We start from the raw sequence: 16090 nt of genomic DNA on the forward strand, positions 1-16090 counted from the left end.
TTGGATTACTGGTATTAGAGTTAGCTCGTTACCGTAAGCGAACCGGTTCTTGTAAGAGAGCCGGTTTTGTATTTTATGGCTCTAAAACTGTATCCTTTAAAAAATCCTGTACAGAGGTGATGGCATTTTGCAAAGAGATTCTGGTAATCTCAACACCTGTTGGGAATGCTGACAATATCCGAGTCGGAGTTCGTCGGTCTAAAATAACAAAAACACCTTTATCATTTTGAGTTCGAATTAAACGACCGAATGCTTGTCTTAATCGTAAACGTACTAATTGTTCATCGTAAAGATTAGGGCTTTCTGGGTAAAAATATTTTCGTCTCTCACGATGAAGAATATCAGGTCTAGGCCAAGGCATTTTTTCAAAAACAACCAATCGTAGTGAATTGCCTGGGATATTAATTCCATCCCGCATGGCATCTGTGCCGAGTAAACAGGAATGTTGTTCTGATTTAAACAGTTCAATGAGACTATTATTATTGATGGGATCAACATGTTGTGCAAACAGAGAGATATTTTGTGCTTCGAGTGGTTGAATAATTTGTTGATGAACGGCTTTCAAGCGTTGAATCGCTGTAAATAATCCCAAAGCGCCACCTTTGGATGCCAGAAACAAATTTAAATAAGCATGGGATAAATTATTAATCGAAAGGCTATTTAAATCATTGATGATGAATACTCGAGCTTGTTGCGAATAATCAAAAGGGCAAGCTAAAGAAGCACGAATAGGGGCAAATGGCAAATGGGGCGTACCTACGCGTTTTTCGGCGGCATGCCAAGTGGCTTCGGTATCGTGTTGGCTGTCATCTCTGAGCGTAGCAGAGGTTAAGATCATACCATGTGCATAATTGGCGATTGTTTTCATAAAAGGTAGCGTTGGGTCTAACCAATGATGAAAGATACCAATATCTAAAATATGTGTGCCAGATTTTTTAATCTTTAAAAAGGTTACATGGGTTTGGGGTTCTTGTTGATTTTGCTCTGGTTGATCTAAGAGGTTTAACAAATCAACCCATACGCTTAACGGATTAACAGCGCGTCTTTGTAAAGAACTGATAGTGGTTTCAATGCGTTCTTTGGAATATTTATCCAGCGTATCAATATCTGCTTTTAGCTTATGTTCCAATGTCTGGATAAACTGAGATAAAGGCGTTAGAATTTGTAAAAAACATTCAGAAAGAATAGCAGCTTGCTGTTTTAACGCTGGTAAAATAGGGAATAAATCGCATTCATTTTGGTCATAATAGTTTGGGCTAGGAATAGAAGAGGTATTCTTTTGAGACCGTGCTAAGATTTGCATATATACGTGATAGAAAAAATACTCTGTCGGATTACTATTGGGAATATAATTTTCGTCTGGCTCGGTTGAAAAATGAAATGACCAGTTCAAAACGGGTAAACTATGTGTTGCTTGCAAAATATCTTCTAATAAGCGTTCTAGTTTGTTCTCTCCAATGATAACGTCATGAAGGCGCTTTTTAAGACCTTTAGAGCGTGTTTTATTGCCTTCGTTGCCTAATAACCAACGGCGAAGCTCGCTTGTTTCTAATAGAGAGAACGCAACAGAATAAGCACTGTCTGTAGCGTCTAATAAATGATGTGCCTCATCAAAAATAAAGCGTGTTGGAAAAATAGGTTGCTCTGGTGACTTATTCATGCTGTGCCAAGAGATATGTTTCATCACAAGGGCGTGGTTAGCGATCACAATATCTGCATTCTGGGCTTTGTGAATGGAGTTCTCAACAAAGCAACATTGATAATGGGGGCAAGTTCCGTGAATACATTCTCCTCTACGTTCAGCCAGTTGGTATAAAATTCTTTCATTAAATAAATCATTAAACCAATTGGGTAAATCGCCACCAAATAAATCGCCATCATTGGTTTCCTCTGCCCATCGACATAGAAGTATAAAACCAATTTTATTGTGGGATGAATGTTGTGAGAATGTGTTGATATGTTCTTCTAAATTCAGTAAACATAAATAATTCTCACGCCCTTTACGAACAATCACATGTTCTTTTCTGATATCGGGATCGGGATAGAGCCGAGTAAATTCCTCTTCGATTTGACGTTGTAAATGTTTGGTATAGGTATTAATCCAAACGGTTCCTTCATTCAGTTCCGACCATAAGGTGGCAGGTGCCATATATCCCAAAGTTTTGCCTGTTCCTGTGCCTGCTTCTGCAAGGACAACGTTGGGGCAATCTGGATGATTACGGGGTTCAAAAGCAGCTCGAGAAATATCGGCAAAGTCAATTTGTCCCATTCTTGTTTCAGCTTGTGGACCTAAAAGCTCGGATAAGCGTTGCAATGTTTCTTTGCGCTGCAAGGGCTGTTGTCTTGGTGGTGAACGAGGAGGGGTGTCTTGCCATTTTGGTAGCCCACGCCATATTTTTAAACTGTCAGTCGGTTGCAGTTGGTTTGATGGAATAGGCAATGTGATATTTAAAATATCGATAATTAAAGGTGCCCATTTCCATTGTGCATAAAATAATGCTGCCCCTTGAGCTTGCAAGGATTCAGACGGAAAAAGGCGTTGTTTATCTTGCAAATGCTGGACAAGATGATCGATGATTATGAAGAGGAAATCAGCTGTAACAGGTTCCGGGCAAGGAATGTCAAGCGCATGCGCCATGCTTTGGGGTGTTAAACCAAAAGATTTTGTTGGATAAATAAACGCTGCAAGCTCAAGAAGGTCGTACCATTCATGTGGATTAAGATTTTTAGGGGAGTGTAGTTTACGATAGGTGATGGGCGCATGAATAACAAAAATTGCAGTTTCTTTATCAATTTTTTCAACTGTTTGTTCAATAGACAAATCAAGCAATTCTCCTTCTGAAGTCATCAGAGAACATTGATGTTGATAGATGGTGAGTGCTGAATATTTGTCTAAAAACATTTTTTTACTAACAGTTTAAGAATATATAATGATATTCTAATTTCTTATGTGTTTTAATAGAACAACTATTTTTGTTTTTTTATAATTTAATTTGTATTTATAGAGGGCAGGTATTTATCAAAGTACCTGTAAAGCAATGTCTGAAAACGATTTTTCTTCTTTATCTTCGTTACCAAAATCTTGGCCTTTCGAGGAAGCTGCTAAGTTAGTTGAACGTATAAAAGGTAAGAAGGATAAGTTGAATAAACCTGCCCTGATGGAAACAGGCTATGGACCATCTGGTTTGCCTCATATTGGTACATTTGGCGAAGTTGCTCGAACATCTTGGGTTCGTCAAGCATATCAAACGCTTACGGGACAATCAATTAAAATCCTAGCATTCTCTGATGACATGGATGGGTTGCGCAAAGTGCCTGATAATGTGCCAAACAAAGATATGTTGGCTCAACATTTGGGGAAACCGCTTTCTCGTATTCCTGATCCATTTGGAACGCATGATTCGTTTGGTGCGCATAATAACGCACAATTATGCTCTTTCTTGGATCGTTTTGGATTTGAATATGAATTTGCATCTGCAACAGATTATTATACGTCTGGACGTTTCGATGCTGCTTTAAAACGTGTCTTAGAAGTTCACGATCAAATTACTGCTGAGGTAAAAAAAACATTACGAGAAGAAAGAAAAGCGACTTATTCTCCGATTTTACCCATTCATCCTGAAACAGGGATTGTGATGCAAGTCCCAATGGAAAAAATCGATTTAGATGCTGGCACGGTTGTATGGCGTGATGAAAATGGCAAAGCATTTGAAACGCTGGTCAAAGGCGGTCATGTAAAATTGCAATGGAAAGCAGACTGGGCAATGCGTTGGTATGCGTTGGGCGTTGATTATGAAATGTCTGGCAAAGATTTGATTGATAGCGTTAAATTATCCAGCAAAATTTGTAAAATTTTGGGTGGAGAGCCCCCCATTAATTTAACGTATGAATTATTCTTGGATGACCAAGGACAAAAAATTTCAAAATCCAAAGGAAACGGGCTTTCAATTGAAGAATGGTTGCAATATGCGCCAGAAGAAAGTTTGGCACTTTATATGTATAATGCGCCTAAACGTGCAAAAAGATTATTTTTTGATGTGATTCCAAAAGCAACGGATGAATATTTAAAGCATGTTTCGGATTGGGCAGAACTAGAAAAAAACAAAGATAGTTTAGAAGTAGCTGAGAAAGAAAAGATTTATAATAACCCTGCGTGGTTTATTCATCAGGGCAAACTACCAGAAAAAGTAGGCAGCCCAATCAGTTTTGCCATGTTGTTGAATTTGGCTTCTGTTGCGAACGCAGAGCGTGCGGAAATTTTATGGGGCTTTTTAAAACGTTATGATGAAAATGTTTCCCCTGAAACGCATCCGATGTTGTCACAACTCGTCGAATGTGCATTGGCATATTATGCAGATTTCATTAAACCACATAAAGAATATCGCAAGCCAGATGACAAAGAAAAACAAGCTTTGACGTCATTGGTTACGCAATTACGTGCCGTGCAAGAACAGCCTGTGACGGCAGATGAATTACAAAATATGGTGTTTGCGGTTGGTAAAGAATTCGAATTTGAACCCTTAAGAGCATGGTTTGGATGTTTATATGAAGTCTTGTTAGGGCAAAAAGAAGGACCACGTTTTGGGATGTTTATTGCTTTATATGGTATTTCAGAAACCATTCAGTTAATTGAAACCGCTTTGACCAGAGAATAATTTGCGTGTAAATATAAGAGCAATTTATTTCCATAATGTTATAGTATAAAGATGCAACCACAAGATTCTTGTTCTCAAGAGCAGACCAAATCGACCAAAGAAAATCAATTTAAAGATAAAAGTTGGAAGACTTATTTTAAATATGCTTCTCGGCTTTTTGGTGTTGCTATATTTTTGGTTGCTATTTACGTCGTTCAAAATGAATTTAAGCATCTCAGTTTAAAAAAAATACAAGAGTCGTTGCATCAGATCCCAGATGTGGCTTTGTATGCAGCGGCTGGTTGTACATTCTTGTCTTTTTTAATTTTATCTTTTTATGATAAATTGGCCATTATTCAGGTCGGTCATCGTTTATCGTTTTTAAAAGCAGCATTTGCGTCTTTTTGTTCTTATGTTTTATCCCATAATATAGGTTTTTCCGCTGTTTCAGGGGCAATTGTTCGCTTCCGCTTATATGGTAGTTGGGGATTGCAAGCGATTGAGATCGTACAAGTAATCGCTTTTTGCTCTATTACTTATTTTTTGGGTGCCGCTGTTTTAATTGGAACCTTGTTTATTTTTAAAGCAAGTGACCTTCCAATAATAGGGAATGAATTACCGGCTTATGTTTTTATGATTCTTGGTGGGATATGCTGGTTATTTGTCACTTTATATGTTGTAATTTCATTTTATTGTAATGAATTAAAATTGTGGAAATATCGTTTTTCTTTCCCTAAACCAATGATGGCTGTTGCACAAATTATTGTTGCAACAGCTGAAGTTATTGCGACAGCAGCCATTCCTTATTGCATTATTCCTGATTATTCACATATTGCAGGGCATCAATCTATCAATTTTGCAACTTTTTTAGGAATTTATATAGCATCTTATTCTGCGGGATTAATTTCCAGTGTTCCGGGTGGGGTCGGTGTTTTTGAAGGAAGTATGTTATATGCGTTAAAGCCCTATATGCCTGCCGAAGATATTGTTTCAGTTATTTTTATTTTTAGATTATTTTATTATCTGATCCCATTATTTTTTGCTGGTATTATGTTTGCGGGACACGAGGTGTTTTTACGTGGAGGGAATGCGCTTCATAAGAATGCAAAGAAGTTATTCGTATTTAAACTGCGCCCGAGGTCTTCTTCTGCTGAAAATATTAGAGAAAGCGATGCTGCTTTTTCAGTCAATGTTGCTGCGGCAACAACGTCTCTTTGTGGGTTAATTGCTTTGGCATTGCCATTACTGGATCCTACGAAAATGGCAGTCAGGAAGTCTCTGTTTCTTATCATAGAGATTGCTGGTGATTATTTACTGTCTTTTTTTGGAATGTTGTTGTTGATATTAACCGTTGCTTTGGCCAGAAGGATTACGATGGCTTGGTGTCTCAGTTTGGTTACTTTGATTTTGTTAGCTGTAATTACTTTGTTACGAGGTGCGCCGATATATGTGCCGATTATTTTTACATTATCAGCCTTTTTTATTGCACCGTTCAGAAATTGCTATTATCGCAAAGCAAATTTTAGCGCAACACCATTATCATTGAAAACAGCAATCGAAATTTTAATTTTAATAGTAACAATCTATGTCATTATTTGGCTAAGCCCACACCATTCAATTAATCACGGTATTGTTGAGATATTTCTTTCTCATCATGTTTCTTTTGAGATCAAATCGATTATTGCATTTATGGTATTGGTAGGGTGTACGGTTTTATTTAAAATGATGCTTCCGGCGCGTATTCGTTTTGACAGCTGGTCACAAGAAACGCAAGAGCTTTATGAGATATTGTCCAACTCCACTATTGGAAATGTGGTGGGTATAGATCCTGATGCGATTGTAATTTGTTCGACAGCAGGTACAGTTGCCCCATTTTTAAGAAGGGAAGGGCTGTTAATTGGTCTTGGCGATCCTGTTGGAAAGAAAAGTGAAATCATCAATACGATTTGGAGATTGCGAGATTTGGCAACTCAAGAACATCGTTCTCTTGCATTTTGGAATGTCAGCGAAAAATATTTATCAATTTATCAAGATTTAGGGTTGGCAAATATGCCTCTTAAAACAGATCGCTATGTTTGTTGCGAGTTATATTATATGAATTATTTGCACCAGCTTATTGAAAATAAAAAGTATGATAATTTATTATCGTAACCTATAATTTGATTTAATATCATAATGAGTATGGTTTTTGTTGTGATATGTACTAAAAATAGAAAATTGAAGAATTTCAAAGGACTCCGTTTTAAACAAATTATACTGATACAACCAATTTGCAATTTGTTCTTCGCTGGTGCCTATACCTTTTGCTAAAGTGATTTCAGGAATATAGCGTTTTTTACTGGGTTTTATTTCAAATTGCTGAACAATATGTTCTATTTTCTTTTTTAAATGTAGCAAAGCTGGCGTTGACGAGACGAGAACTGAAAATTTATCTTCTTCAGTTGCTAATCTGTCATGATGCACCCCTTGGACAATTAGTTCAAAGCGAGGCGCTTTGATTTGTTCCAAAGCAGTATCGATCTCGTTCATGAGTATATAGTTTTTAATCTCACCAATATGGCAAAGGGAAATGTGATAAGTATCTGGGTCATTCCAGTAAATAGATGGCAGGCTGCCACGCAATGTGCTGATATGAGATGAAATATGGTCAGGTAGTGATAAGCCTATAAAGTAACTCATTATTTTGACTGATAATGTATAAAAGATAACAAATCTATACTTATAAAAATCATAAAAACAACATATTTTTTTGTATACTTGATATTTAGCTAGTAATTGCAATATATTAATAGTTAATGAAAACTATTTTATGAGAAGAGTAATGGCATTTCGTCCTAATTCATATCACAATACATCACAAGTTGATGCACAGGTTGCATTTGATGCTGGTCTGCGCAGCTATATGCTTCGAGTATATAACTGGATGGCATCAGGCTTGTTATTAACCGCGTTGGTTTCTTATCTGGTGGCGAATTCATCTTTGGGCAATATTTTCTATCAAAGAGTGTTTGCAAATGGATCTACACATTTAACGCCGACAATGCTTGGGTTTATTGCTATATTATCCCCTCTAGCATTTGTCTTGGTAATGTCTTTTGGGATTAATCGTTTATCTACACAGACTGCACAGGCTTTATTCTGGGCTTTGTGTGCGGCAATGGGGATCAGTATGGCGAGTATTTTCTTTGTGTATACAGGGGAATCTATTGCCAGAACTTTTCTTGTTGCAGCCAGTATGTTCGCAGGGATGTCTTTATGGGGATATACGACACAACGTGATTTGACTGGAATCGGATCATTTTTGGGTATGGGACTTTTTGGTTTGGTTATTGCAATGGTGATTAATATGTTTTTTCATAGTTCTGGAATGTCTTTGTTAATCAGTATTGTTGGTGTTGTTGTGTTTACTGGTCTTGCAGCAACCGATACTCAAAGAATTAAATTATCTTATCAAACATTCTATCAATATGAAGGTGCTGATATGGCAGCCAAACATAGTGTGTATGATGCCTTAACCCTATATTTGAACTTTATTAACTTGTTTCAATTTTTGTTACAATTTATGGGTGTTCGATCAGGAAGTAATGACTAATTTATTTTAGTTATCTTGCAGTTGACTGACATAGCAAAAATGCACTGAATAATTTCAGTGCATTTTTTGTAACATGTATTTGTGTTGTAATTATCACTTGGTTTGTAAAGTTGAGATTTTTGCAATTTTTACATCGTTTCATCGAGTGTTTAGGCGTAGTATATACCCACCATAACTGTGTTAATTCAATGTTATTGCGATAGTTTTTTGAATGTTTTGAGAAAGCTAGTTGTAACATACAATTATTTATAGTAGGAATAGGGCACCAAATTAACATTATTGCTTTAAAAAGATTTATGTCTTTTTTATGTGCATATAATGGTGTTATTATGAGTATCAAGGGTTTTTAATAAAATTACCAAAAAACATTTTATTAAAAATTCTAAAAAAGAAAGATGTTCTATAAGATGAACAAGCTGATGAGTTGAGCAATGTCAGAATCAACGAGGCATAGAATGAAAAAAATATTACCGAAAATTACATTGTCGGTAGTGGGTTTAGCATCTACCTTAATGCTAGGTGGATGTAATTTGGCTATAATGGATCCTAAGGGAACTATTGGACAAGGCGAAAAAAGTTTAATTTTAATGTGTGCTGGGGCAATGTTATGTATTGTTATCCCAGTAATCATTGCGACTTTGTTCGTTGCATATCGTTATCGTAAGTCAAATACGAATGCGACATATGCACCAAAATGGGATTTTTCAACAACGATTGAAATTCTTGTTTGGGGTATTCCAATGTGTTTGATTGCATTCCTTGCATATCATACATATGTATCTTCTCATGAATTAGATCCATATAAACCAATTGCTGCTCCTGCTGATAATCCAAATGTAAAACCGATAAATGTACAAGTGGTTGCATTAAACTGGAAATGGTTATTCATTTACCCAGATTTAGGAATTGCAACGGTGAACGAAATGGCAATGCCAATCAATACACCTGTTGCATTCCGTTTAACATCTGATGCAACAATGAATTCTTTTTGGATTCCACAATTGGGTTCTCAAGTTTATGTGATGGCTGGAATGCAAACACAATTGCATTTAATGGCAACATCTACTGGTACATTTAGAGGCGTTTCAAGTAACTATAGTGGTTTTGGATATTCAGAAATGAAATTTAAAGCTATTGCAACTGATCAAAAAGGTTTTGATGAGTGGGTTGAAAAGGTTAAAGCTTCTTCTAAGCAATTAGATAGCAAAGATAGTGATGTCTATAAACACTTAAGAGAAGATCAAATGGAATATGCTAAGACTCATGAAGGAAATGTTCTCTATCAAGAGCCAATCTATTATGGCACTGTTGGGCACCATTTCTTTGATGATATTGTTGGGCAATATAATGATGGTCATTATCATGTCGAAAGTCATGGTCATAGTCCAGAAGCTCCTGCTCAATCTAATGATATGCACTCAGGGGAATAGGAAAGATGTTAGGAATTTTAACTCTTAAAGATATTCCATATAATGTACCCATTTTGGTGGGAACATTTATCGGGGTAGTTATAGTCGGATTAGCAGTTCTTTTTGCTATTACCTATTATGGCAAGTGGACGGTTTTATTCAAAAATTGGCTTTTCTCGGTTGATCATAAACGTATCGGTATTATGTATATCGTTCTTGCGTTGGTCATGCTGTTCCGTGGCTTCTGTGATGCATTGATGATGCGTTTACAGCAAGCAATTGCTTTTGATAGCCCAGGCTATTTGCCACCACATCACTATGATCAAATCTTTACAGCACACGGCACGATCATGATTTTCTTCATGGCGATGGCGTTTATGCAAGGTTTGTTCAATTTGATTGTTCCGTTGCAAATTGGTGCTCGTGACGTTGCGTTTCCATTTCTTAACTCATTAAGTTTTTGGTTAACAACATCTGGTGCGATTCTGGTTAATATCTCTCTCTTCATTGGTGAGTTCTCTACAGCAGGTTGGTTGGCATATCCTCCAGTATCTGAATTACAATTCAGCCCTGGCGTTGGTGTTGACTATTATATTTGGGCGGTTCAGATCTCTGGTATTGGGACGGTATTAACTGCGGTCAACTTTATGACTACATTGTGTAAAATGCGTGCCCCTGGCATGACATGGATGCGTATGCCAGTCTTTTGTTGGACTGTTTTTGCAGCATGTATTATGATTTACACAACTTTTCCAGCATTAACCGTTTCAATTGCTGAATTAACACTTGATCGTTATTTAGGAATGCATTTCTTTACCAATGAGCTCGGCGGTAACGTAATGTTATACTTGAACTTAATTTGGGCATGGGGACATCCAGAGGTTTACATTCTTGTTATTCCTGCGTTTGGCTGTTTCTCTGAATTGGTTCCAGTATTCTGTAAAAAACCATTATTTGGTTATGCTACAATGGTTTATGCAACCTTAACAATTACAATATTGTCATTGTTAGTTTGGGTTCACCATTTCTTTACCATGGGTGCAGGCGCAAACGTCAACTCATTCTTTGGTATTATGACGATGATTATCGCTATTCCAACAGGGGTTAAAATCTTTAACTGGTTGTTCACAATGTATAGAGGGCGTATTGAATTTACAGCACCTATGTATTGGACGATTGGTTTTATGATTGTCTTTGTTATTGGTGGTATGACCGGTGTTATGCTTGCTATTCCTGCAAGTGACTTTGTATTACATAACAGTGAATTCTTGATTGCTCACTTCCATAACACAATTATTGGTGGTGTGTATTTTGGTTATATTGCTGGTATGAACTTTTGGGCACCGAAAGTGACTGGCTTTAAAATGAGCCAATCTTTGGGTAAAGCAGCATTCTGGTTCTGGTTCTTCGGTTTCTTCCTTTCATTCATGCCTCTATATATTACAGGTTTTGATGGAATGATTCGTCGTTTGAATCATTATGACAATCCTGATTGGCATATTTGGTTAATCATTGCTTGTGTTGGTGTATTCTGTATCCTTTGTGGTGTTGTTTGTCAGTTAACACAAATCTTCCTTGGTATTCTAAATATGAATAAACCTGAAAACAGAGATGTTACAGGGGATCCATGGGATGGTCGTACATTAGAATGGTCAACTTCTTCACCAGCTCCTATTTACAACTTTGCTCATATTCCAGTTGTTCACGCACGTGATGCATTTGCTTATGATAAAGAACATGGTATTGACACACGTCGTACTTCTGAACCTTATCAAGACATCATTATGCCAAAAAATACCTCTGCAGGTTTCTTTATTGGTGCGCTTTCATTTGTCTTTGGGTTTGCCGCAGTATGGCATATTTGGTGGTTGGCTATTGCCGCTGGTATCCTTATGTTGATAATTGTCATAGGGTATAGCTTTAAGGAAGACAAAGAATTTGTTATCCCTGCTGCAGAAGTCGAACGTATTGAGAAAGAGCATTCTCGTAACATTATGACACAGGTGGCTGAATAATGAGTGAAAATAGTACAATGACAGCAAATAGTGGTCACCACGAACACGAACATGAAAATCATTCAGTCTTTGGCTTTTGGTTATATCTTATGTCTGACTGTGTTATTTTCGGGTGTTTGTTTGCCAGTTATGCTGTATTACATGGACAATTTTTTAATGATAACATAACTTTCAAAGCATTGATGAGTAAAGGCGTCATTGAATGGCAGACGGTAGCTTATGAAACAGCTTTACTGTTATTAAGTTCGTTGACATTTGGCTTTGCTATGCTATCTGCCCATAAAGGGAACAAATCTGGAACATTGCTTTGGATGGTTGTCTCAGCAGTATTAGGTGCAGGATTTCTTGGTTTAGAAATTAACGAATTCATGCATTTAATTGCACATGGTGCAACGCCAGAATCTTGTGCGCATTGGTCTGCATTTTTTACCCTTGTTGGAACACATGGATTGCATGTGACTCTTGGTCTGATTTGGATGATAGTTCTTATGGTGCAAGTTGCGACCAAAGGGGTTAATTCAAAGATGATGCCTCGTTTGACTTGTCTAAGTTTATTCTGGCATTTCCTTGATATTATCTGGATCTGTGTATTTAGTTTTGTTTATCTGTTGAGTATGGTGTAATGGTAGAAAATCATGCAGTTTCTTCTCATGGGGAAGACCATGGACACGGCTCTATAGTTTCTTATATTGTTGGGTTCATACTATCTGTTATATTGACAGTTGGATCTTTTTGGTCTGTCTTAGGACATGCCTTATCAAATAGTGCAGTAATAATTGCATTAGGAGTGTTGGCTGTATTACAAATATTTGTACAAGTCACCTTCTTCTTGCATGTCAGTGCTGCTCCTGAACAACGTTCAGAGGTTGTTTCTTTCTTATTCTCTGTATTTGTTGCTTTGGTAATTTGTTTTGGTACATTATTCGTTATGCATAATGTTGGTCATTTAATGATGGCTCGCTAATTTCATAATAATCTGTCTTTGTCGTTGATAAAGACAGATGAAATGAACCAATAAAAAAGCCCTTAACTTTTGAAATAAAGGTTAAGGGCTTTTCTTTATGAGTTCTGTAAAGAAATTAATCTTTGTGGGGTTCTCTTGAAAGCATATTTTTTTTATCTGTTTTGCCATTCCATTCATCTGCATCAGCAGGTGTATCGCCTTTTCGGCTCATATTAGGCCACGATTTCGAAAGCTCAGCATTGAGTTCTAACCAATCTGCAGCACGATTGTCACTGTCTGGGAAGATGGCTTCTGCGGGGCATTCTGGTTCACATACGCCGCAATCAATACATTCTTCTGGGCTAATCACAAGGAAGTTTTCACCAGCATAGAAACAATCTACGGGGCAAACTTCGACACAATCCATATATTTGCAACGAATGCAGTTTTCCGTGACCACATAGGTCATTGCTTTCTCCGATTCATATCTGTTAAAGGGGTATATACCCCTAGTCATTAAGAAATCTGTGGCATTCAATTTAATTTGAATACTTTGTCATAGTGATTTAGTAACTATTTAAGGCTATGACAAGAAAATAATTTATATTCTTTATAACTTTACATCTGAAGTTTCAAGAATTTCTTGATAAATCAGCGAGATATTTTTTGCTGCAACGCGTTGTTTGGTTAAATTAAGAATTTTAATGACTCTAATTGTATCGTACCAAACAAATGTTAAAATATCGTTCTTTTTAATGGTGTGGGATGCTTTTGTAACGGAATATGAATTCAGACGAAAATTTCCGAGTTTTGTGTGTTTAGTACTCATACTTCGTGTTTTATAGATCCTAGCATGCCATAACCAGAGATCTATACGTTGAGTTTGGCTTTCAGTATCAATCATGGCGATGTGTGTTATAAAATTGCTGTAAGTCGAGAATAGATGGAGGGGATAATTTTTGTAGCTTTCTTTTTTTATTTTTGCACTGTTTACTCTTTTGAAATGGGACATTGGAAAACAGTAAAGGGGCTGGAGGACCCATTGATGTTTTCGTTGGTTTTTGAGGCTTCTGAACAAAGAAATCAAGTGATTTTAATAGAGCAGGGATGGTTTCAATAACAAAAGGCACAGGCGTAATATCTTGTCGTTTAAGAGTGGAAGGATAATTTTTGGCTTTGTTTTTCAGATTTTTATAGATTGCTTCTGCAATATCTAGGCGCAAGAATTGATTGCCTATTTTAATCCATCCAAGATATTGATAAAATTTGATATCAATTTTTGGGTTTATTGTTGGAAGATACACCAAATGTGGCAAAGGAACGGTCTCGGCATCTATTTGATTATAAAATAAATGATATAGTAATGCCCTTAATTTTACTTTTTTTTCTTTGAAAATATCTTTTAAATAAAATGCGTATTGTCCTAGAACAATATTGTATTTTAAGAGGGTTTTTTTTGTATATTTCGGAAAATTATCAAGTTGTTCCTTCCATAAAATTCCACCATTTTCATAAATTTGATGAGCCAAGCCTCGTATTGATGCTGGCAATTGATTGTTGTTTTGTAATTTTATCAATGTAGGACATAAAAAATGGATTTGTTGAGCCAGATATGCTTGTAATCTTTTTAATAAAACATCTTTTATTTCATTATCTAGAAAATTGTTATCTAATAATATGATTTGAGGATGTAATAAATCATGTCCTTTTTTTAATTTACCAACAGGCATATTTTCCCACAAGATATTGCCTGTCTTTAATTCAATTTCAAACTCGTTATCTTTAGCCTGTGTAAATTTATGAATTTGTTGAGGGATTAATTGACGAATATTTTTTCGGATACTTCTAAGAGCCAGTTTATAGTCTTCTTGAGGAATCGATTCTTGTAGTTCGATCGTGAAGCCTTTAAAAGAGCCAATTGTTTGTCCTTCGATAAGAATATGTCCCGTTGAGGAGACTGAGGTAAACAAATTGTCTTTTTCTTGATTCTTTAAGTTTCTTAACAAAGATGTGGCTCTTTGATTGACAAAGCGGCTCATCAATGCGGTGTGTAAAGCATCTGACAAGCTGTCTTCAACCTCTCTGGCTTGTGCTTGCCAATAGAGTGCGTTTTCCAACCATTGATTTTTTGCAGCTATAAAAGAACAAATCCGAATTCCAGAAAGTCTTTGCATCAAGGTATCAATATCACCATGTGTATGGTTTAATTGTTCTATTTGTTGGTGAATCCAAGTTTCAGGAATATGCCCTTGTTTCAACAGGAATAGAAAGGTTTTTTTGCAGATACGTGCATGATTATCATTGCCTAGCTTTTTAAAGTCTGGGATTTGGCAATTTTCCCATAATAATTGTGTATTTTGCTCGGTGGTACATGCCGCCATAATTTCTGGATCTTGAATAAGATAAATCAAGGTCTGTAAGTCAGATGCATGTTGGCTGGTGATTAACGTTTTTAGAGGCGGGGCTTTGCTTAAAGAGGTCAGCAACCGTGATGGATTAGAGAAGTCAGGCGTGTGGTTACGCCAAAAGAGTTGCTTTAAAGAATCAAAATTATGATTTTCTACCGCATTGACTATTTTTTCAGACATGCCAGAACAATTCGCAGTTGTGCCAAAGGTGCCATCTTGCATCCCGCGACCAGCTCTTCCAGCAATTTGAGCAATTTCAGAAGCATATAAATTGCGTAATTGTCGTCCATCATATTTAGATAGGCTGGCAAAGGCAACATGATTGACATTCATGTTTAATCCCATACCAATCGCATCCGTGGCGACTAAGTAATCTACTTCTTTATTTTGATAGAGTTCCATTTGTGCATTGCGTGTACGTGGGGATAGCCGTCCCATGACGATGGCACATCCCCCGTGTCGTCTTTTGATAAATTCAGCAATGGCATAGACTTCGTTGGCAGAAAAGGCAACAATTGCAGAGCGTGGTGGCAGCCTAGTAAATTTATCAAATCCAGTATAGGTTAAGTTTGACAGGCGAGGGCGTGAGTCAATTTCGATATGGGGAATAAGTTGTTTTAAAATAGGGGTAATTGTGTCTGCCCCAAGAAACATGGTTTCTATGTTGCCTCTGCAATGTAGCAATCGGTCTGTAAAAATATGTCCTCTGTCTGGATCCGCACAAAGCTGTATTTCATCAATTGCAATAAAATCTACTGGGATATGGGTTGGCATGGCCTCTACGGTACAAGAAAACCATTTTGCCTTTGGGGGAATGATTTTTTCCTCTCCTGTAATCAAAGCGACATATTGTTCCCCCTTGATTGCAACCATACGATCATAATTCTCTTTGGCTAATAAACGCAAAGGAAAACCAATAATTCCTGATACATGCGCCATCATTCTTTCTAGCGCAAGATGGGTTTTCCCTGTGTTTGTCGGACCGAGAATTGCTTTTATTATATCAGACATAAAAAACACTTTATTTTAGTGAGGTTTTAACAATATTATTTGAGAATTAGGATTAAGGTGGCATAGGTTTCAATACTC

General features: G+C 36.7%; 12 protein-coding genes. 7 read left to right on the top strand and 5 right to left on the bottom strand.

Going from position 1 to position 16090, the window contains the following annotated elements:
* Nucleotides 1-73: 73 nt before the first annotated feature.
* Complete coding sequence (locus QJV33_RS09665) at nt 74-2902, bottom strand: ATP-dependent DNA helicase (protein WP_281463130.1); 2829 nt, start codon at nt 2900-2902, stop codon at nt 74-76.
* A gap of 136 nt (nt 2903-3038) precedes the next feature.
* Between QJV33_RS09665 and QJV33_RS09670 the strand changes: the two genes are divergently transcribed.
* On the top strand, nt 3039-4655 hold the full coding sequence (locus tag QJV33_RS09670; protein WP_281463131.1) for a lysine--tRNA ligase: 1617 nt from the start codon (nt 3039-3041) through the stop codon (nt 4653-4655).
* Nucleotides 4656-4706: 51 nt separating this feature from the next.
* Nucleotides 4707-6785 carry a lysylphosphatidylglycerol synthase domain-containing protein gene (locus tag QJV33_RS09675; protein WP_281463132.1) on the top strand — a complete coding sequence of 693 codons (2079 nt, stop codon included), beginning with the start codon at nt 4707-4709 and terminating at the stop codon, nt 6783-6785.
* Here the strand turns inward: QJV33_RS09675 and thpR are convergent.
* Nucleotides 6777-7313: an RNA 2',3'-cyclic phosphodiesterase gene (gene thpR / locus QJV33_RS09680; protein WP_281463133.1), complete on the bottom strand. Its 537-nt coding sequence runs from the start codon at nt 7311-7313 to the stop codon at nt 6777-6779. The two genes, QJV33_RS09675 and thpR, sit on opposite strands and share 9 nt — an antisense overlap.
* A gap of 142 nt (nt 7314-7455) precedes the next feature.
* On the opposite strand from thpR, the gene QJV33_RS09685 reads away from it, so the two are divergent.
* The 5 genes from QJV33_RS09685 to cyoD all read left to right on the top strand — a co-directional run bounded on the left by QJV33_RS09685 (nt 7456) and on the right by cyoD (nt 12614).
* Nucleotides 7456-8226 carry a Bax inhibitor-1/YccA family protein gene (locus tag QJV33_RS09685; protein WP_281463134.1) on the top strand — a complete coding sequence of 257 codons (771 nt, stop codon included), beginning with the start codon at nt 7456-7458 and terminating at the stop codon, nt 8224-8226.
* A gap of 455 nt (nt 8227-8681) precedes the next feature.
* Nucleotides 8682-9656 (top strand): ubiquinol oxidase subunit II, encoded by a 975-nt coding sequence (gene cyoA / locus QJV33_RS09690; RefSeq protein ID WP_281463135.1) that lies wholly within the window; start codon nt 8682-8684, stop codon nt 9654-9656.
* 5 nt (nt 9657-9661) lie between these two features.
* Nucleotides 9662-11650: a cytochrome o ubiquinol oxidase subunit I gene (gene cyoB, locus QJV33_RS09695; RefSeq protein WP_281463136.1), complete on the top strand. Its 1989-nt coding sequence runs from the start codon at nt 9662-9664 to the stop codon at nt 11648-11650.
* A complete protein-coding gene (gene cyoC, locus QJV33_RS09700; protein WP_281463137.1) occupies nt 11650-12273 on the top strand; it encodes a cytochrome o ubiquinol oxidase subunit III in 624 nt (207 codons plus the stop codon). The genes cyoB and cyoC overlap by 1 nt, the downstream gene beginning before the upstream one ends.
* Nucleotides 12273-12614: a cytochrome o ubiquinol oxidase subunit IV gene (gene cyoD, locus QJV33_RS09705; RefSeq protein WP_281463138.1), complete on the top strand. Its 342-nt coding sequence runs from the start codon at nt 12273-12275 to the stop codon at nt 12612-12614. Before cyoC ends, cyoD begins: the two co-directional genes overlap by 1 nt.
* Nucleotides 12615-12729: 115 nt before the next feature.
* On the opposite strand, the gene fdxA is transcribed toward cyoD, so the two are convergent.
* From fdxA to QJV33_RS09720, 3 genes are all read right to left on the bottom strand, one after another.
* Nucleotides 12730-13062: a ferredoxin FdxA gene (gene fdxA / locus QJV33_RS09710; RefSeq protein WP_281463139.1), complete on the bottom strand. Its 333-nt coding sequence runs from the start codon at nt 13060-13062 to the stop codon at nt 12730-12732.
* A gap of 141 nt (nt 13063-13203) precedes the next feature.
* A complete protein-coding gene (locus tag QJV33_RS09715; protein ID WP_281463140.1) occupies nt 13204-13422 on the bottom strand; it encodes a hypothetical protein in 219 nt (72 codons plus the stop codon).
* A gap of 67 nt (nt 13423-13489) precedes the next feature.
* Entirely contained in the window at nt 13490-16012 is a 2523-nt protein-coding gene (locus tag QJV33_RS09720) for a helicase-related protein (RefSeq protein WP_281463141.1), read from the bottom strand.
* Between the last annotated feature and the right edge of the window lie 78 nt (nt 16013-16090).

This window comes from Commensalibacter nepenthis, from assembly GCF_029953305.1.
GTDB lineage: Bacteria > Pseudomonadota > Alphaproteobacteria > Acetobacterales > Acetobacteraceae > Commensalibacter > Commensalibacter nepenthis.

Coding starts and splice junctions, on each gene's coding strand:
- QJV33_RS09665 (WP_281463130.1), bottom strand. CDS start 2,902: ATGTTTTTAGACAAATATTCAGCACTCACCATCTATCAACATCAATGT.
- QJV33_RS09670 (WP_281463131.1), top strand. CDS start 3,039: ATGTCTGAAAACGATTTTTCTTCTTTATCTTCGTTACCAAAATCTTGG.
- QJV33_RS09675 (WP_281463132.1), top strand. CDS start 4,707: ATGCAACCACAAGATTCTTGTTCTCAAGAGCAGACCAAATCGACCAAA.
- thpR (WP_281463133.1), bottom strand. CDS start 7,313: ATGAGTTACTTTATAGGCTTATCACTACCTGACCATATTTCATCTCAT.
- QJV33_RS09685 (WP_281463134.1), top strand. CDS start 7,456: ATGGCATTTCGTCCTAATTCATATCACAATACATCACAAGTTGATGCA.
- cyoA (WP_281463135.1), top strand. CDS start 8,682: ATGAAAAAAATATTACCGAAAATTACATTGTCGGTAGTGGGTTTAGCA.
- cyoB (WP_281463136.1), top strand. CDS start 9,662: ATGTTAGGAATTTTAACTCTTAAAGATATTCCATATAATGTACCCATT.
- cyoC (WP_281463137.1), top strand. CDS start 11,650: ATGAGTGAAAATAGTACAATGACAGCAAATAGTGGTCACCACGAACAC.
- cyoD (WP_281463138.1), top strand. CDS start 12,273: ATGGTAGAAAATCATGCAGTTTCTTCTCATGGGGAAGACCATGGACAC.
- fdxA (WP_281463139.1), bottom strand. CDS start 13,062: ATGACCTATGTGGTCACGGAAAACTGCATTCGTTGCAAATATATGGAT.
- QJV33_RS09715 (WP_281463140.1), bottom strand. CDS start 13,422: ATGAGTACTAAACACACAAAACTCGGAAATTTTCGTCTGAATTCATAT.
- QJV33_RS09720 (WP_281463141.1), bottom strand. CDS start 16,012: ATGTCTGATATAATAAAAGCAATTCTCGGTCCGACAAACACAGGGAAA.